Origin of the sequence: Bacteroides sp. RTP21281st1_H5_RTP21281_210402 (assembly GCF_040918965.1) — a bacterium.
GTDB lineage: Bacteria > Bacteroidota > Bacteroidia > Bacteroidales > Bacteroidaceae > Bacteroides > Bacteroides congonensis.
Genome location: NZ_JBCOWR010000008.1, coordinates 245,595 through 266,570 on the forward strand (window position 1 = coordinate 245,595; position 20,976 = coordinate 266,570).

The window sequence follows — 20,976 nt, forward strand, 5'->3', positions numbered from 1 at the left end:
TTATTTATTCCATTATAGTTATTGGTATAGAAAAGCCATTATCCAGACGGAACAAAATCATCCCGTTCTTCTTGTATTTTACATCTCCTGTAACTTTTAAAGTCAACGTTATAATATCACCGGATTTTATTTCACCGGTTGACGGAGATACATTCAACCATGGTTTCATATCTTCACTCATACGAACGAGAAAGCCGCATGGCTCTATGTTACCAATCTTCACTGTTATCGTTTCAGTCTTTTTCTCCGATAATCTCATTAAATATCTATCAGCCGTCATATCAACAGGACGACGAGGAAAAAGCCTTTCCGGATTTCCGTACTCAAACGCTCCCATATCGGGGGCTTTACCTCTATATCCATCCGTAAAATTAAATATTTTACTCCCTTTATCAATCCCTTTATCACCTTTTTTAAGAGTTAATAGCCCACGTTCCAAATCAACAAATTCAGGCGCTCCATATATAGCATGTCTTTCACTGCCATTCACTGCTACAATCTTACCTTTTTGTTGCGGTTCATACATATTTCCTAAAAAGTCATAGTCAAAATCACATAAAGGGTTGAGATGCGGATCATAGATATTATATCCCTTACGAACCGGATTATTGACCTCTATCAATGAGTAAATAATATTATTACGTAAATAGGCATTAAATAGTTCCCGATTAACATCTTTCCCATATCCGACACCTGCCATCCCACCACCGGCATGAATAATGGTGTTATTAATCAAATATTGCATGCCTTGAGTAAATGTATCTCCACCTCCATTTTTAATGGCGTTGCCGACAAACCCCATTGAATTTCCCTGATTCCAGATTACATTATTAAAAATATAAGAAGGACCTTTACGATTCGGAGCCGTACTTATCCCACAATAGGTCTGCTCCATGCGGTTATCAAAAATACGTATATTGCATTGTCCACCATCCAGTTCAATAGCATCATCCTGTCCGAATGCCATCACATTACCATATACATCTGCATCTTTAGCCAACCCTCCTATCTCACTCCGGTTCTCCCAACCTTCGACAGGGTCATTATAGCGATGAGTCTGACTACCGATAAAGTCATTGTATCGAAGCACCAATCCTCCTCCTGCCTGCATGACATACACAGCATTGGGTCCCTGAGGATGTGTAAACGTATATTTCCGTCCCTTGAACTCTCCCAATTCAATCACCCCATTCCACGGATTTGTATAGCCGACCGGATCATGGATATAACAACGTTCTATCACAACGTTTTTCGAACGATAAACAGTAATTCCCCCATCATTATTTATCATCTTACCATCCCTGTCCAAATAATGTCCGTCTTTATTCTGCCGGACCGACTTACGTCCCCACTGCGTCACCTCACAATTTACAAAACGAACGTTTTCCACGCGTTCATTCGTTTTGATGCCATGGCGGAAACCACCACTGACCAATAAATTCTCGAATATCAGATATTGGCAATCATTCAAATTAAGGGCAGCTTCTTTGGTATCCCCCCCACGCACCGGAACATCACCTACTATCTTTATCCAACCGTCAGCAGTTCCTTTTAATCCCGTAATGGAAAGTGTTCCATCCGCATCCGTCTTAAACTGACTGATGGGTATCGTTTTCTTAACCACAGGAGTAGAAGTCCAAGTTGTAAAAGTTTTATTCAATGTCTGTGTTTTCCTTCCTTTCCCCGACAATTGAATCTTAATGTCATAGGACGTGTTTTCCAAAAGCCGTACCAAACTTCCCCGGCATTCCTGCAAACTGTCATCATAATAAGGAGCAAAAGCTTCATTCCAATCCAACGCCCCACTCTTCCTATAACTTACCTTACACTCCGTATCCCGGCCACAAGGTACGTAATAACTACAAGATTCAAATGTGGGTTCAACCACACAGTCCAGTCTATCTTCTCCCCGTTCAATGCGGCATAGCTTTGTCATTTCAGCTTGCAATGTTACCGATAGACATAATAAAAGGAGTAACGTACAACCTGTTTGTAAAATATACTGTTTCATCATCTATTATTTAATTCTGAAAGCATTACTTTCAAAAAATATACTTAGAAATAAAATCGTAAGTATCAAAAAAGACACTCTCTTTCAAATCACATTTCTTTGAACTGATGTCATGGCCATACCCCGGATATAGTTTCAAGACAACCGCTTTACTTCCGGCATCTTGCAAAGCCTGTGCAAAACGTTCACTCTGTTCATGTTCCACAACAAAATCTCCTGTTCCATGCATCAATAATGCTGCCGGTTGATGCTTTTCAGGAATACGGTAGATTGCTGATGCCTTGCGTAACACTTCAGGAGCCAGATTCTTGAAATATCTCCGACGCTCTGCCTTAGCCTTAGTGATCGCCGGAGCAGCCTGTAAATCAAAAACTCCTGCATAACATACTACCAACCGCGTTCCCGGAATAGTCATCCCTGAGATTGCAGAAAGATGACCACCTGCCGAACCACCACAAAAGCCGAAACGTTCCGGATCAATATTTAGTTCCTTTGCATGTTCTTGTATAAAACGTACAGCATCACGGACATCTTCCAAAGCATTCAATATACTGCTTTCTTTCTCTCTAGAAAGAGAATAACTGATACGGACTCCTGCCACCCCGCCATTTACAGCCGTATACTGCGATATATCCCTACTTGATGACAAAGACCCATGTGACCACCCACCTCCATGTATATAAACCATAAAAGGAGCAGGCCTGTCACTTACCGCCATATCGACCTCAAGTTTCAATTCATAACCCGGATAACGTTTATACACATAGGAACGCGTTTTACAGGTATTATATTGAGCTGGCTGCAACCGGTCAGGAATATACGTATAAGGAACAAACATATCCGGAAAAGCAGCCAGATCAATTACTTTAGCAATCTTTGCACTATCTGCCAGATAATAACCTCCGGCAGTATTCGGTTTTAATACCATCGAATATTTATTAGTGATAACCTGAGAGTACAGAAAAGCACTATTCAGTATTAATCCGGCAAGCAGAAAGTTCAGCCTCATCATTTCAAATTCCGGATCAGTTCTTTCAAATTCAACTCACGCATTCCCTCAAGCACTAACGATGCCATCTTCATGGCTCCCTCCTCGGAGAAATGCGTATCATCACTCTTTCCATCCGGAACAATCGGATTTGTGCCTGCCGGAACATAATTAAACCATTTCTTCGATTTTTCGTCTCCTTGCTCTGCAATAGCAGTAGCACTCTTGGCCTGCAAATCTATCAGAAGAACATTTTCTGTCCGGGCTACTTCTTTTACAATATCCGGATATACTCCATGAGAATCACTGAAAACACCTTTTTTAAATTTACGACGGCTAACTGGAGTCACCAATACCGGAGTAGCTCCTTTACTCTTCACCTCATTCACGAACTTCGTCAGATACTTTCTATAGTCCTCGGGAGACGTATATCGGTCCGGCTTCTTCTGACTGGCATCATTATGCCCGAACTGGATAAAAATATAAGAACCTTCATCTGCTTTAGCCATCAACTTATCCCAACGACCTTCTTCTATGAATGTCCGGGAACTACGTCCACCTTTAGCAAAATTGAGAATTTCCACTTTCTCATTAAAGAAGCGAGGTAATACTTGTCCCCAGCCCCAATCTGTATTCTTCTCATGATTTACATCCTGCATAGTCGAATCACCGGCAAGAAGAACTTTGACTTTCTTTCCGCCTTGTTCACCACTATACAAATAACCGTGCCCTAACAAGAGAAAAACCTGTAAAAGCAACAAAAACTTAAATGATACATCTTTCATAACAATAAGTATTTTATCCTATCAAAACTGTTTATTTATTCATATTAGAAATTACCGGTAAGCCTTACAGCCTCTTTTCCGGCTCCCCTCTCAAACACCACTGATTTCTTATACACCGACAAATCATTGTTGTAAAGTAGGATACGGCTATTATCCGTCCCCTCAACCTGCAACAAGATATCATTATGCCCTATCGGGAGATTACCGCTAACCTGTATATTCCTGCATTGATTCAGAATTATAAGAGGAGCCTCTTCAGCCGGATTCCCGAATGTAAAACGGTGCAAGCTCATATCGGCTACATTTTCACAATAAAGGGCACTTCGCGGATCTTTATTCTGAACTTCAAAAAACATATTCTGCATCCTAAGTCCTTCCACATTACGAACAAAAAGTCCATAAGCCGGCACATCAGCAAAAATCAAGGTTTCAGGATACTCTTTATTACGGTCACCGATATTCCGGCGAAAAGCATCTTCTTTGGATCCCCCACCTTCACAAATAATGTGAATATTCTCCAGGCTCACATTTTGTACCGGATGACCTATCAAACCTGAAATAGAACTGGTCACAAGACCATGCATTCTTGCAGTCATATTTGAAATGCTCACATTCCGCAGTGTTCCTGCCGGTTGAGAGGGACCGCCATCGTAATAATTACGTCCCCGATCCGCCAAACGGATGAAAATAGGAGTCATGAATCCATTAGAGACAATATTATCTATATGTATTCCGTCAACCAAAGCTCCATCGACCGTTTCTAAAGCAATGGCTCCCAAAGTGCGCTCATTCCGAGGATAAATGGTAGAATAGTCCGACCGCCACAAAGAACAGTTACTGACCGTAAAATTCAAAAACGCCCCATTCGTTTCTGTCCCCCATTTCAAAGCATTACAGTTAGAAGCAATCACACAATTTGCCACTACCACATTTTCACATTTACCGGTAGCATTCGTCGTTTTAAAGCATATAGCATCATCATCCGTATCAAAATTGCTATTCACTATACGCACGTTTTTGCAATTGTCGATGTCGATACCGTCATTATTATAGTTACCATGATTAAAAACAGTAATACCGTCCACCAAGAGATTACTACAATTCTGATAATGTTGCATCCAAGCCGGTGAGTTCCGCAAAGTAACACCACTTATCTTTATCTGGTCACAACTAATGACACGAATAACATAAGGACGCCTGAGTATCGACTTAAGTTCATCCTTTTCATCCGCTTTAAAACTAGAATGAGTCCCTTGTCCGTCAATAATTCCCTCGCCGATTATTGATATATTCTTCACTCCTTCTGCATAAATAAGACTGGAACGCGTATATCTATTAATATGGGAGATATAATGAGAAGGTGTAGGCGGATAATCTTCCAGACGCGTGCTAGCCAACAAGACAGCTCCCCGTTCAAGATATAATGTAACATTATCCTTCAATACTAATGTTCCCGACAGATACGTTCCGGTAGAGAGACGAACCTCCCCTCCCCGTTCAGCCGCTTTATCAATAGCCTTTTGAATCGCAGCGGTATCCAATGTTTTTCCATCACCTTTCGCACCAAAGGACAAAACATCCACAGCCCCCATTGATAAAGAAGCTACGCATGAGAAATATCCCGCTATCAATATTTTAATTATTTTCATATAGCCAATTATAATCAAAGGTTCTTAATGTCCATAACTTTTCAAGAAATGCATATTAGGCAAGACTTCCGAATAAGGCGAGAACAATGGGGTCAATAGCATATTCCCCGCTTTTCCTACCAGCATTAGATTAAATTTGCCTTTTATGTTTTTTACTTTATCAGCTTTATTGTTTACAACAGGCTGCGAAAGCTTCGTCCCATAGGAGGAGACAATAGCATTATCTGTGATATAAATAGCATCCCCTATCTTCTCGACAGCCAAATCCGAAGAGGAACCTATATACCCAATCCCCTTATTTTCATTATCCAATAGAACTGCCGCATCCACCAAACCACGATTACCCATAAAATGCATATCATCTTTATGTAAAGCCCAAGTATCCCTTTCATTATAAGCAGTTTTACCGGGAGTGGAAGTATAAGGTCCGTTCCCCAACCAACGAAATGTCTCTATTGAGGGATGTAGGGCAAACGTAGGACCACATTCCCACAAAGTACCTGTTGTATGATACGGAACAAGATCATAGTCAACTGTCATTACTCCATTCTTAGTTACAGAAAAAATCACATCTCCTTCGATATATTCACCTGCCTTGTCAACCCTGGACCACCGGCAATGTAACCGGGCAGACACCTTCCCTTTTTCTTCCATACAGTCGAACTTCTTCACTTCCGGCGTCAAAAGATATGGCTCCCAACCAAATGTCTTTTTACGCATCAGAAAGTTCACAATATTAATGCTCGGTTTACGTCCTACTCTCAGGTACAAATAAGTATCCATCACTTTTCGCTTATCGGTATCCTGAATAGTGAGCTTACCGTTCTTGTCAACCGCAAACAGATAATCTTCTCCCTGAACAGAAAGCATCGCAGATGATTTCTGTATTCTAAAACGTTTCTGCTCCGGAAGATGCCCCACTAGCTTCAGATAATCAGGCCTCTGATTATCAACTAAAAGAGGAATTGATTTCTCGTACACAGGTGCTCCTCTATTATCCGTCACCTCCAAATAAAGCATGCAATCATTATTTTCAATATCAGCAGGCAATATACACTGCAATGAGATCTTTTCTTGCTGTCCGGCCAGAGCAGACAGTTGGACTGAACCATTACCCAATTCCTTTGACAGATTACGTATCTGCCAGTTACAACGATAACCAACAAGAGAAATAAAATTAAACCTGTTCTCTACCGTCAGTTCAATAATCTGTTTACCTTCATGAATACCAAATTCCTTATCCAATACTACTATCGGAGAATAAATTTTACGCAATTGCCAATAATCTTCCTGAGGATACCCGTCAGCATAAACAATTCCATCCGTTCCTTTATCATTATAACTATCAAGATATCGCAGAGAATCAAGCCATACTCCCATAGGTACCGAGTCACACATAAAATCATTCTTCGTCCGATTACGTAATAACGCCTGATCACTCCAACACCACACCGCACCTCCGGCAATATTCTTTCTACTTAGAATTGTATCGAACTGACTTTCCAAAGCATCAAAAGCCAATCCTAAAGCATGACTATACTCGGTGGTAATTACCGGCTTCTGTTTTAAATCTGCAATTCGAGCCACAGTCTGAGCCGACTGGTAATGAAACGCATAAATGTCAAGATTATCACTCAAGCGTTCCCTGTTCTCCAGAAAATAGTTTCCTGCCATCGGAAGGGCACGCGGACGTGTCGGATCTTTCTGTTTTACATATTGTACAACTTTTTCCACTACCTCCGTATAGGGATTCTCATTCCCAATTGTCCACATTATAATGGAAGGATGATTCTTATCTCTGGTCAATGTAGCTTCCGCCCTTGTACAAAGTTCCGTTGTATATTCCTCTTTATATAAGTTAGAATCACCATAACCAAATGGAACCTCACAACAAACATAAAATCCCATTTCATCACACATCTTATGAAATTCAGGATGGAACGGATAATGCGCCGTGCGGATAAAGTTGACGTTTGCAGCTTTCATCATTTGTAACTGCTTTAAGCGGTCTGCAGTAGTCAATGCCCGTCCGTGAACCGGATCGATCTCATTATGACACGTTCCACGCAAAAGCACCGGAGTATTATTCACCAGCAAAATACCATCTTTTACCAAGACTTCGCGCACACCTACATTCTCACTTATTTGTTGTACAACCGAATTCCGACTGTCCATGATCCTTACTTCCATCCGATAAAGATAAGGTGTCTCCGCAGTCCACAAATGAGGATTCTGCAATCTCCAGTCAAACTGCAGCAACTGACCATTTTCTTTTAACACTATCGGTTGTGACGAAGAAAATAAGTGCCGCCCGGTCTTATCATAAAACAACACTTGTGCACGATACTGTTCACTATCGTCCAATGTTTTAAAAGCAGCCACATCAACATTAAAAGTCAGGGCAGCCCGTTCATTACCCTCCAGCTTGCTCACAAACGTAACATCTTTCAGGTGTAGATTCGGAACAGAAAACAATTCGACATCTCTAAAAATTCCTGCAAGTGCCCAACAGTCATTTAAGTCAAACCGCCAACCTTTTGTCCGGGTGCTCACTTTAACAGCAAGCACATTCGGACGATCAAAATGTAAGAATGATGTAATATCAAACTGACATGGATTAAAAGAGCTTCCCCATCTCCCGGCATAATGTCCATTCACATACACTTCATAGCCGAACTGTACACCATCAAAACGAAGAATTACATGTCTGTTCTTCCACACCGGATTCGCTTTAAACGTTGTTCGATACAGCCCCCATGATTCTACAATATCTGCACCATATTGCGGAGTTTTAAAGCCTTCGGTTTCCCAATTGGATGGAACTGTTATGTAATCCCACGTCGAGTCATCAAAATTGGATTCGACAAAACCCGACAAAGATGATGGAATATCCTTATTCTCAATATATTTGAACTTCCACTTTCCATTCAAAGTTTGGAGTTCCATCTTATTCCGCACCTGATAGACCGATTGCTTGGGTATTTCCAATTCCTGAGCAATACTCAGTACCGGAAATATCAACAAAAGAAACAGAGCAAAGTACTGGTTCATTAAATTTAGCTTATACATATTACTTAATTAGGTTATATCAAATATGATTAATACCATCTCGGATCTCCGATATTACTGATTCCCGCATCCGGTGAAATTCTATAGTTATATCCATCTCTGTCAGGGAAAATGCTATCAGCAGTTCCACCGAGATCCAGCAAAGCTTTAACTGTAGAATCCCCGGATAATTTACCTTTAGAAGTAGTAAGCATATATGAATTATCAACAACAAGAGTCGCCCCCTGAACAAATTTATTTGATATTTTCTGTGTATACATTTCTCCGAACACACAATCATATATTTCCGGTTTTAGAGCTCCTCCTTTAAAATCCAGGAATGGTTTTGTCATACCATTATTATCACCAGTCCAACTACCTTCAATCATAGGTTGCATATTTCCTATTTCATCAAAAGTACAATTTTCGATGACAACAGTGGGAGTACTATAATTATCGATTGCACCAGTAACACGAGCCTCTATTAATCCTCTCATCAGATGATGGAATGTGCTGTTACGAATTACATATTTACGGCAAAGAACATTCCCTTTCACAGTCGTGCTGATGAAAGATGCATGGTCAGAATTATTACGCCCCAAATCAAATGCTTGTGTGTTATCAACTTCAAGTGATTCGATTCTAATCTTTTGCGAAGGAGCGGCATCAACAAAATCTATAAATGAGTTTACATAATTCCGTATTACACAATCTTTCACCAACAGATTAGCCATAGTAAGTTCTGACACATTTTTCATATCTGCACTTATCAACTGAGTAGCCGGTTTATCTGTAATGATTTCATTTTCTCCATCCCAAACCATTCCGGAAAATTCGATACGTTGCAAAGTCACATTCTCAATAGAAGTAGCGGCTTCATCTCCAGTCAACAAAATACCTTTAGCATAAAGTACCGGACGTTCTACTCCCGGTTCGCCTGCCAATACCAGACTTTTATCAATATAGATATACTCATCACTATAATCATACACCGCTTCACCGGTAAACATAATAGTCGTACCAGCCGGTGCTTCATCAATAAGCGCCTGTAGAGAAGCTGCATTGGAAGCATCTATCGTAATTGTCCCTTCCGGTTTGACAGGCATGGTGAACCGCATGATCCCAAGCGATTCTTCTCCGGCATACATCGTTACCTTGTAACTTTCTCCTTCGCTCAATCCGGTAATAAATACGCTACGGGAAGCAAGGTCTTCTTCTGTGAGCAGTTGTTCTCTTACCTCGGAAGTTCCCGAGGTATGTTCAATCGTTATTTTATCAGCCTCAACTGATTCACGCCATTCCAATTCCGCGGTTCTGAAAGAAAGCTTCTCTTCTGCTACCGGCAGGAAAATAGAATAAGCAATCCCCGTAGTAACCTCTGCATAAATATATTTGGAATTTAAAGTTTCGTCTTCCATCGTTCCACACAACCGAAGATAATAGAGATGCTCTTCTTGTAGCTTGGTCAGTTCTGCCGTACGGATCTGTCCATCCGTTTCAACTACCACATCAATTGTTGCAAAGTCCTCATTGGAAGAGACTTCCAGTTTATACCCATGAGCGCCTTCCGTACCGACCCAAGTAGCAACAAAGCCATCATAAACAGCCTCTGCCGTCAACTTCTTTGGTTTGAAAAGACGAGGAGCAGCCAACTCTTCTTCCTCATTACAACCTGTCATGACAAACGGCAATGCCATCAAACAAGTTACCAGCAACATCAAATATATAAAACCATTCTTCTTCATCTTGCTTCACTAATTAATGTCCGTAATAATTCTTCAAAGTTCCCCGGCTATCCGTCACCACATCCTTATGTAACGGAAGAATGTATACCATCGGAGTAGCATTGATAAAATCGTCTTTATAACTCTTCACAAAAGTAGTGTTCACTACTCCGTTGCCATCTGTAGTAGCACTCGCCCATGCTTTCTTAGTATATCCGGCAGGTGCACTTGCTACAGAATTATCGAAATTCAGAATATCCAGCGTACCATCATTATTGGTCTTTACATAAACAGATTGAGGATAGGCACTGTTATTTTTCATCTCTACCAGTTTGGCTTTCATACCCTGTATCTTTTTCTGAAGAAGATTCCAACGAATCAAATCATACTTCCTGATACTCTCACCACCAAACTCCCAAGCACGTTCATCAACCAAAGCGTCGAAGAAAGCGTCATGATCAGTCAAAGCATCCACATAATCATCCACCTTCCGTGCATGGTCTTCCGCTTTAAATGCCCGGCGACGCACCTCTTTCAAAGCCTCCCGCGCATCATCCGTCGGTCCATCGTGAAGTTCATTCTCCGTTTCTGCCAACATCAGAAGTACATCCGCATAACGTATCACAGGCCAGTTAATGCCCGAACTATACTGTACATTCGGCCCTTGAGGGGTTTTCATCCACATTCGAGACCACTTGCCGATGTAAATTGATCTCCATTCGGTAAAAACTTGTTCTATATACCCCTTTTCATCGTTCCAAGCCCATTTGTAAGGAGCGCAAGTCACGTCCCGACGAGTATCTTTATAATCAAACGAAGCATGATAAGGCAAAGTCGCATAATACCAGCCATCCGATTTTCCATAAGCAATATGAGAACTTCCCTCTATCTTATGGCCAATAACGACGCCTACACTTCCACTATAAGTCGTAGCATATGGAATCTCAAACAACATATCTTCGTTGGAAGGGTAAACCTCTTCACACTGGTTCTTAAACACTTGTAGGAAATCCGTATTTGCCAACGTATGCTTCCTGGAGTCGCGAAGCTTGCGGCAATAGGTATTCGCTATCTGATAATAATCCAAATAATTATCTACACGGGTAATTTGTCCGGGAGAGGACGGATCATTATAATCCGGCACCAACATGTATCCTCCCAAAGTCAGCGCCATACGGGCTATCAGTCCTTGCACCGCTCCACGATTCATCCTCTCCACGCTCTGAGTAATTTCGGAAGCATACTGCATGCCGGGCTCCACAGCAATAAGGTCTTCAATCAATGTTTCGAGAATTTCCGTACGTGGTGTCACCTCCAGATAAAAATTATCATCCGGCATTGTCGGCGTCAGTTTGAAAGGTACATCTCCCCAAGCTCGTACCAGATCAAGGTAGAGCATAGCACGAAGTCCTTTGGCTTCTCCATAAAGCTGTCGTAAGTTGGATGGAACGCCTGCCGGATTCTGCGCTAAAAGCAGTCCGTTCTCAATACCGGCAATACATTCGTTTGCCGCATTGATAGCCCGATAGATGTAATCCCAACTGACTAGCTCTTCATTATTGTCTGTAGTAGAATAATCCCAGATTCCACGTCTTGTATTATCTGTTGTCGCATTGCAAGTGCCGAACTCAATATCTGTATTAAAGGCAAATACCAAAGGAATAGTGCGACCATATAATTTTTCTTCAGAGATTTGGGCATAAATATTCAGAATAGCCCGATAAATATCTCCCTCGTTCTGGTAGATATCCTGTTCCGTCAACTGAGAACCGGATCTCGTATCTAAGAAATCACTGCATGAGAAAGCAGTAATTCCCACAAACAATAAAATGATATATGTTTTAATCGTTTTCATACTTTCAGGGTTTAAAATGTAAGATTAGCTCCAAGGGTAAAAGTTCTCGCTTTAGGGTAAGAAGAGAAATCAACTCCGGGAGTCAACGGAGTAGCCAGTCGGGTACTTACCTCCGGGTCGAAACCGGAATATTTGGTCCAAACAAAGACATTATTCACTGTGCAATAGATGCGGCATCTGCTTATTAAAGCCGGTTTCGTCCATCGTGATGGCAAAGTATAACCAATAGTAACATTGTTCAGACGCAGGAAAGAACCATCTTCAATAGCCCATGAATGCAATACAGGTATTTTCATCGCGGGACTCCAAATTTTTGCATGAGCATTCAGCGCACGAAGTTGTTCCATATCGGTAACTTTATTGCCCGCGTCATCATAATATCTGAAGCGGTTGGCACTGCTCATATCAGACAACATATTATAATAATCCTTTTTCCATTGCGTAGTGAATTGTATTTTATTGGCATTATAAACATCATTGCCGTATACCCAGTTAAAGAACAAAGAGACATCCAAATTCTTATATACTGCTGAAAGATTCAATCCACCGGTATGTTTCGGATTGGTATTACCGATTATCTGGCGGTCATTCGGAGTTATTATATAAGTATCCTTATTATTGGGGTCTACCGGAGTCGTCTTTTTCAGTTTCAAAGAACCCGGAGACGGAACACCCGGAGCCTGGTTGACTGTATTATGCGCCTGAGTGATACTTTGTGAATTGGCAACCCCTTCTTTTAAGCACCATTGTCCACCATCATTTATATAGAAATCATCTATCTGATAGAATCCATCCGTCACATAACCATATATCAGACCGGTAGGCTGTCCCACACGTAAAATAAAGTCATCACTTTCACGAAGCCCCTCGGCCCAGTCACTACGATAAAAAGTCTCATTGACACCTGCCAATTTATCAACCTTATTTCTATTAAGAGAAAAGTTCAAAGTAGCCGTCAAAGAAAAATCTCTCTTACGAATTAACTGTCCGGTAATAGAAAACTCAAATCCCCGGTTAGAAGTCTGCCCGATATTTTTCAGTTGGTCATTATATCCCGACGAGGCAGGTACAACAGATTTAAGCAACAAGTCCTTCGTTGTATTCCAATAAACATCGATGGTACCGGACAAACGATTGTTGAAGAATGAATAATCGATACCAAAGTTCCTTGTAACCGTTGTCTCCCATTTCAACGTCGGATTAATCAAAGTGGAAGAGGTATTTTCGTAATACAGATTCGGGACATTGCCGATTCCCGCCACCGGAGAAGTAATGGCACCCACATACGTACGCCGCCACATATCATTGTCGATACGGTTATTTCCCGCTTCACCATAGCTAAGACGTATCTTCATATCATCAATTTGCTCCACATCTTTCAGGAACGGTTCTCCGGAAATACGCCAGGCAAAGGCAGCAGACGGGAATACTCCCCACTGATTGCCCGGAGCGAACTTCGTAGATCCGTCCGCTCTCATGGTTGCCGTAAACAGATATCGGTCTTTCAACGTATAGTTTGCCCGTCCGAAGAAGGATGCCAAACGGGTATCCGCTCCATTGTTGGTTATCGTATATTCGGTAGAACCGGACTGCATTCTATCAAATGCCATTTGTGGCGTAAAGTCTGCGGGAAACATTCTGGAAGAGCTTATAATCGAACGGTCTTGCTCTGACATTGCTTCGAATCCGACAACAGCACTTAAAGAATGTATCTTCTTCAAATTACGCAACTTGAAACTCAATGTATGCGCCGTACGCCAGCGCGGCCTCTCCTGACTTTGAATTTCCGCCATCGGTTTTCCCGCATTCTTTCGTCCGTTGTATGTAATCGGACCGTAGTAACGTTCAGTTTTCCGGTCACTAGTCTGGATTCCGAACTCGCTTTTCCAGGTAAACATTTTATTAATGTTCCAGGAAACAGCCGTATTCACATTCAGTTCCTCTCTTACCTGCTTCTTATAATCCTGATTAATGAGAAGAACCGGATCATAAAGTTCACTCAACGCTTCAATATCATCATCCGCTGCCTCGTCGATATTGATATCGCCACGAGTATCGCGTCCGGTAACCGGACGGAAACTGACAGCGTTCTTAATCTGTGTGGAAGAAGTTGCAGACGTACCGGCTCCCATCGTTGTAGCGTTACTATAATAAGCAGAGAGGTCGAACTTCAATGCGCGGCTAATCTGATGGTTCAACTTAAAGTTTGCATTAAATCGTTCAAAAGAAGAGTTCAACAAAATGGCATCTTCATTCAGATAAGTAAAACTGGCTGTAAACTTTGTTTTATCCGACCCCCCACTAATACTAATATTGTGTGACTGTCCCCAGGCATCCCGTCCATACATTTCATCCTGCGTATCTCTCGCCCTGATATTTTTATAAATATCAAAGTCATCCACATCGCCATAAATATTCAGGAAGTTACTAATATCATTTCCATATTTGAGACTCAATAGTTCATGCTGCAATGTGACAAATTCGTATGAATCCAACACATCATATTTCTTTGCCACCTTTTTATATTGCGCATAACCGTTATAGCTGATAGATGTTTTTCCCGCCTGAGCAGACTTGGTCGTAATGATAACCACACCATTCGCACCTCTCGCTCCGTAAATAGCAGTAGAAGCTGCATCCTTCAGAATATCAATTGACTCGATATCATTGGGAGATATGTCCGAAATCCGATCCATCGGAAATCCGTCAACAATATACAGCGGACTATTATCTTGCGTAATAGAGCCACCACCACGAACTCTTATCTGAACTTCCGCATCGGGTGCTCCATCCGTCGTTGTGATATTAACTCCTGCCATACGTCCGGTAAGAGCGGAGACCGTATTCGATATCGGAATGTTCGCAATGGATTTCCCCGACAAAGTAGCGACCGAACCTGTCAAATCCTTTCTTGCAACAGTCCCGTAACCAATTACCACCACTTCTTCCATATCAATAGCGGCTTCTTTCATCACAACTTTATAAACAAGATTCTTACGATTGAAAGGAATCTCCACAGTCTCCATTCCGAGAAAAGAAAATACTAAAGTCTCTCCTCCTTTAGGCACTTTCAGACTAAAAGTACCATTTGCAGTCGTCAGTGTTCCACTCGCCGTACCTTTTACAGTAACAGTGGCCCCTACAACCGGTTCACCATACGAATCAATCACACTTCCGGTAATATCCCGCTGAGCGAAAGCCACCATCGGCAGACATAATACAGCGACTAAAATCAGATAGTGTCTGAACATCTTTTTTTCTTGCCTTGTTTTCATTGCATATTAATTTATTATAGGTTAATTTTCATCTTTCACATACATACTGCTATATTTCTTCGGAGTTACTCCAAACTGTTTCTTGAACGCTACACTAAAATATTTCACATCAGGAAAACCTGTAAGATAAGCCACCTCACTCACATAATAACGTTGTTCCCTTAATAACGCCGCAGCCTTTTTCAACCGGATAATCTTAATAAAATCATTCGGTGAAAGCCCGGTCAGCGCTTTCAACTTATTGTAAACAGATGTGCGGCTCATGCCTAATTCCGAACAAAACACATTAATTGAAAACGTAGTATCCGACAGATACTGCCCAATAATCTGTTCCGACTTTTGCATAAACTCATTATCCATGTTATTGGTATATCTCACCATATCTTCTTCGCCTGTACTGGCTGCAAAGGTTTCTTGCAGATGCAACCTATTCTTCAATATACTTTCAATTTTCACTTTCAATATACCAATATCAAACGGTTTCAGGATATAGTCTTCAGCACCGGCTTCATATCCGGCTATAATATTCGACTTCTCATCCAATGCTGTAATAAGAATAACAGGGATGTGGCAATAAGACATATCGGATTTCATCTGCCTGCACAATTCATCTCCACGCATCAACGGCATCATTACATCCGAAAGGACAATCTGAGGGGAATGCTCTTTCAACAATTCCATAGCCTCTACACCATTATGCGCAATAAAAATATGATATTGTGACGAAAGACTAGCTGACAGATATTCACACATTTCGACATTATCTTCTACCAACAACAATTCAGGCAATACATCCGCAGCCGCTTCCTCATTTTCCACATCAATGCCATCATACGTCTCACTTACTTTGTCATCTATCACTTCTTCCGAAAGGAAATGCCGGTTCCCATTTTTAAATCTCAGAATAAAGGTACTTCCTTTCCCTTCCTCACTTTTAAGGCTGATTTTACCCTGCATCAGAGAAACCAGACTACGGGTAATAAGTAACCCCAAACCACTTCCCGTTTCTGAAGTATTGATCGCATTATCAGCCCGGTAATACCGCTTAAAAAGATGTTTCTGAGCCTTAACCGGTATTCCTATCCCATTATCGGCAACAGTAAATCCCCATGAAGCCTCATCCACATAAGAATTGACACATATAGAGCTTCCATTCGGACTATATTTTATTGCATTAGACATCAGATTATCAAATATCGTATCCATTTTTGCCGTATCAAACCATACTTCCACTTTTCCGCTTGTCCCCTCAAAAGACAACAAGATATTTTTTTGGTTCGCAAGGGGCTTGAAGTTCTCCGTCTTACGTTTTAACCACATATTCAGTTCACATCGGGTTACCGTCAATTTCAATGCATTAGACTCGGCACGCTGCAGGTCAATCAATTGATTTATCAATGAGTTCAACTTCTCTACATTTCTCAAGGCTAAATCAAGAAAGTGCCGTCCTTGAGAACTCAAACCCTGCTCCTGTTCCAATTCGTTTAATGGTGCCTTGATCAAAGTTATCGGTGTACGGATATTATGTGCCGTGTCAATAAAAAAACGGGTACGTTCGCGTGAAGACCTTTCCGCCATTCTGTTAGTAAAATAACGATAAAGCATATAAGCTATATATAAAGACAGTAACACATAAAGAATATAAGCATAAATGCTACTCCAAAATGGCGGCTGCACAATTATGTTAATAGAACGTATTTCACTGACAGATGAATCATTTTCATTAAATACACGAACTTGCAAAGTATAATCCCCCGGTTCTATATTACTATATGCCGCAACAGACAAAGTGGAAGGAAGGCTCCATTCCCTGTCAAATCCTTCCAATTTCCAGCTAAACATCCATTTATCAGGATTACTGAAATTTATATTTACGAACGAAACTGAAAACGTATTTTGATCATAGTTCAAAACAACCTTCTCCGTCTCATCAATAGTATCCTGCAAGGGAGATCCTTTCATTCCCGGATAAACCACCTGATTAAACAGTGAGAACTGATCAAAATAAAGTTTCGGCTGCGACACTTTTGTAATTGCCGTCTCCGGAGAGAATTCAACAGCACCGACAGGAGAACCGAAAACCAAATTACCATTTGTCCGTCTGGTATATGCGCCTGTATTAAAATCTTCACTTAAAAAACCATCTGCCATACCGAATTTATAGGTCTGCCTTGTTTGAGGATCCATCCGGATAAGTCCCATATGTGTACTGATCCAAAGTTGCGAGAAGCGGTCTGCCAATATACCACAGATAGTATAATTTTCAAAGCCTTCTATATTGACTATACGATTGGCCAATATATCGTAATAGCTAAGCCCTCCCTCTGTCCCCAGCCATAACTTTCCGTTATGATCCAGGTACATCGTATTAATATAAGGATTATTCAAACTGCCTTCCACCTGTGAAGCGGCAGTTATCTTCTCTACTTTATTATTACTTCTGTTTATCTGATAAAGTCCGGAACGCGTACCGGCAAGCAGGGTCTGCGCATCCTTCTCTATAAATGTATTGACAAATTGCAAATTAATCCGGGTATAAGAATCCGTTCGGGGAGTATAGCGCAACAGATCACCTTTGAACTGCGATATCCATATGTCGTTGTCTTTGTCCGCATAAATAGCAGTAATATCATTTGTCACCATCTTTTTACCGGTAGACTCCACTGTAAGATGCCGCATACTTCCCGTACGCTTGTTAAGAGAATATACACCGGCAGAAAATCCTGCTGCCCAAACATTTCCATTACCGTCTTCACACAAAGACATTATACTGTTATCTTGAGTAAAAAAATGTTTCCACTTGCCAACAGAAGCAATAAACACACTTACTCCCTTATTATTAGCATACCACATATCCCCGTCTTTATCTTCAAGCAGGGCATTAACATAACTATGTGCCAATGAATTAGGATTCATTTTCTCGTGTAGCGTCATAGTCACATCAAACGTGTGCGGATTATACACACAAATACCTCTGTTATAAGTTCCAATCCATATTTTCCCGTCCTTATCACAATAAATATCGTAGACATTCTTACTGATCAAGTCATTCGTCTGGTCTTCACTTTCAGTCATCGTTGCCATAATCTGACGTGTATTCTTGTCTATAAACATGATTCCTCCACCATCAGTCCCAACAATAATATTATCATGATCGTCTGCCGTGATAGAACGGATGGCATAATGATTATTTCCAAGAGAAACCGGTATAAACTTCCGGTCTTCCAACTGATAGACAAACAATTCACCGGTAAAATTCCCAAGCCATATTTCCTTATTTGAAACGTCGTAATAAGAAGTACGAATCTGAGAAACAACATTTTCTTGTCCGAATACATTCTGTAAACTCACCTTGAAAGGTTGATTCACAACTTTCAAAAGATAAAACTCCTGCCCGGTAAACAACGCATACCGACCGGCTTCCAGCTCATTTATTTCATAAACAGTATTCCCTTCTAAATCTGTGATCGCAGATAACTTCTTTTCTTGCGGAAAATAACAATAAAGTCCTTGAGACGAACAAATCCAAATACAATTACGAGTATCTACATAGATTTTAAAGATAAACGGTTCATCCGTCTGTAAAAGTGAGTCGAGTCTCAGCTGTAGATTGTAACTATCTGTATTTTTATCATAATAATACAAATTACCATGACTACTAAATCCCCATATATCACCGTCAGGCGAAGTAGCCAGACCAAAAATACGTGAATCCTTGGTCTGAGGCAAAGTATAATGACGGATATTCTTCCCATCGTATCTATCAAATCCTGCCCGTGTTGCAAACCACATAAAATGAGATTTGTCTTTCACTATCTGGAAAACTCTCCGGTTGCTCAGTCCATTATCGCAATTAATAGTCTGCATATACTGAGCATGCAACGGAGTAAAAATAGATAGAAATAATATGTATATAAATGAGTATTTCATAGCCCTTTTATTTGAATAGAAACAAATGATTCATATCACAAATATAGGAGTAGAAACGAATCTGGCATATTTTCAGAAGAGCTTTTTCGGGCATTTGACAGGTAACAAACCATTTATGATAAAGAACACACTTTTTGTTCGGAACAGAGACATGAATCATCGCATAATCAACTGTAAAATAGCCTGTATGAGGGTATAAAGAAAAAAGCTGTTGCAACACGATTACGTATCACAACAGCCCTATATTTTTTACTTAATAAAGTAGATATTGGCAAAAAAGACTATTTGTTCATCTTCCGTCCAATTCCCGTTTGATAGCCAGAAGTTCGTCTTTTATCGCTTTCAGTTTATTCACAATCTCATAGTTACGAATCGTAGCCTCCTTATTATCTTTCAGACGTTGTCGGGCACCGGGCAGTGTCATTCCTTTTTCTTTCACCAAGTGATAAATAAGCCCGATTGTCTCCACATCTTCCTTACGATACTGACGTATCCCTCTCCCTATCGTCCTAGGAGAAATTTGCGGAAACTCCTTTTCCCAAAAACGAAGTAAGGATGGATTGACCCCAAACATATCGGCCACCTCTCCTATCGAATAATATAGTTTCAGTTCTTTATCCGTATTTAGCATAACCAAACTCCTTTTCTAAAAAGATTAATCGAATACCTTACCATGATTGGCTGCCAACTGAATCATCTTCTCGTAATCATCCGCACTCAAATCCATGAAATAGTAATTTACCGGATTCACGACCTTACCTTTCACGTGCACTTCATAATGGAGATGCGGCCCCGTACTCTTTCCCGTACTACCTACCTTTCCGATAATCTCACCACGCACCACTTTCTTTCCGACCTTTGTATTGAATCCCTGCAAGTGCGCATAACGTGTCATATAACCGAAACCATGGTCGATTTCAATCGTGTTGCCATATCCGGTTTCCCATCCTACTTTGACCACTGTCCCGTTTCCGGTAGCATAAACGTCCGTCCCCGGATGAGCGGAGAAGTCCATCCCCGCATGGAATTTCGTCGTACCGTAAATCGGGTCGATACGTGTACCATAACCGGATGCTGTCTGACGAAGGTCTTTATTTGAAATAGGCTGTATAGCAGGCATACATTTCAACATTTCATCGTGATTTTTGCACATATCTATCACATCGTCGAAAGATTTGGACTGGATATACAAACGCTTGGAAAGTACGTCCAACTTCTGAGTGGTATTCACAACCAGTTTCGAGTTCGCCAAATCCATCAATTCCTCGTAACGGTTCGTGCCACCGTAACCCGCCTGGCGGATAGCCGGAGAAACCGGGTCTGCCTGAAGGATAACCCGATAGAGGTTGTCATCACGTTGCTGAATATCCTGAAGCACTCCTATAGCATCGTCCAACCGACGTGAAAGCACATTATACTGTGCCAGCAGGCGGCTGTTCTCGATTCTTAATTCCTTCTCCGACGGAGAGCCGAAGATAAGGAGCAGTATGATGAAACACCCCGCTCCCAACCCCATACCATAGAAAAGCCGGCGCAAATAACTCAGTGCACGCTGCCGCACGGTAGGGTAAATCCGGTCATAAGTCTGGGTCTGTGGATTATAGATGTAGTATACTTTGCGCATCTTTTTGGAAATATTTCGCTTGTTAATACGGCAAAAGTAATAAAAACACGCTATCTTTGCACAGTTTTTTGAGAATATTAACCTCAA

General features: G+C 41.1%; 11 protein-coding genes. All 11 read right to left on the minus strand.

What is annotated here, in order from left to right; translation table 11 throughout:
- Positions 1–4: 4 nt before the first annotated feature.
- Positions 5–2,011 (minus strand): hypothetical protein, encoded by a 2,007-nt coding sequence (locus tag AB5443_RS13865; RefSeq protein WP_368114390.1) that lies wholly within the window; start codon positions 2,009–2,011, stop codon positions 5–7.
- A 31-nt stretch (positions 2,012–2,042) separates the two neighbouring features.
- Complete coding sequence (locus AB5443_RS13870; RefSeq protein ID WP_368114389.1) at positions 2,043–3,020, minus strand: alpha/beta hydrolase; 978 nt, start codon at positions 3,018–3,020, stop codon at positions 2,043–2,045.
- Positions 3,020–3,784, minus strand: a complete 765-nt coding sequence (locus AB5443_RS13875) for a rhamnogalacturonan acetylesterase (protein WP_195405795.1) — start codon at positions 3,782–3,784, stop codon at positions 3,020–3,022. The genes AB5443_RS13870 and AB5443_RS13875 overlap by 1 nt, the downstream gene beginning before the upstream one ends.
- Positions 3,785–3,828: 44 nt before the next feature.
- Positions 3,829–5,433, minus strand: coding sequence for a glycoside hydrolase family 28 protein (locus AB5443_RS13880; protein ID WP_022138057.1), 1,605 nt, complete (start codon positions 5,431–5,433; stop codon positions 3,829–3,831).
- 24 nt (positions 5,434–5,457) lie between these two features.
- Positions 5,458–8,484: a glycoside hydrolase family 2 TIM barrel-domain containing protein gene (locus AB5443_RS13885; protein ID WP_368114388.1), complete on the minus strand. Its 3,027-nt coding sequence runs from the start codon at positions 8,482–8,484 to the stop codon at positions 5,458–5,460.
- A gap of 47 nt (positions 8,485–8,531) precedes the next feature.
- On the minus strand, positions 8,532–10,226 hold the full coding sequence (locus tag AB5443_RS13890; RefSeq protein WP_368114387.1) for a hypothetical protein: 1,695 nt from the start codon (positions 10,224–10,226) through the stop codon (positions 8,532–8,534).
- A gap of 13 nt (positions 10,227–10,239) precedes the next feature.
- Positions 10,240–12,060 (minus strand): RagB/SusD family nutrient uptake outer membrane protein, encoded by a 1,821-nt coding sequence (locus AB5443_RS13895; protein ID WP_368114386.1) that lies wholly within the window; start codon positions 12,058–12,060, stop codon positions 10,240–10,242.
- A gap of 11 nt (positions 12,061–12,071) precedes the next feature.
- Positions 12,072–15,335 carry a SusC/RagA family TonB-linked outer membrane protein gene (locus tag AB5443_RS13900; protein WP_368114385.1) on the minus strand — a complete coding sequence of 1,088 codons (3,264 nt, stop codon included), beginning with the start codon at positions 15,333–15,335 and terminating at the stop codon, positions 12,072–12,074.
- A gap of 21 nt (positions 15,336–15,356) precedes the next feature.
- The gene (locus tag AB5443_RS13905; protein ID WP_368114384.1) at positions 15,357–19,265 is read right to left on the minus strand and encodes a two-component regulator propeller domain-containing protein; all 3,909 of its coding nucleotides are present in this window, start codon (positions 19,263–19,265) and stop codon (positions 15,357–15,359) included.
- Positions 19,266–19,554: 289 nt separating this feature from the next.
- A complete protein-coding gene (locus tag AB5443_RS13910) occupies positions 19,555–19,896 on the minus strand; it encodes a MerR family transcriptional regulator (protein ID WP_022138051.1) in 342 nt (113 codons plus the stop codon).
- Between the two features lie 24 nt (positions 19,897–19,920).
- Positions 19,921–20,889, minus strand: coding sequence for a M23 family metallopeptidase (locus AB5443_RS13915; RefSeq protein WP_307995313.1), 969 nt, complete (start codon positions 20,887–20,889; stop codon positions 19,921–19,923).
- Between the last annotated feature and the right edge of the window lie 87 nt (positions 20,890–20,976).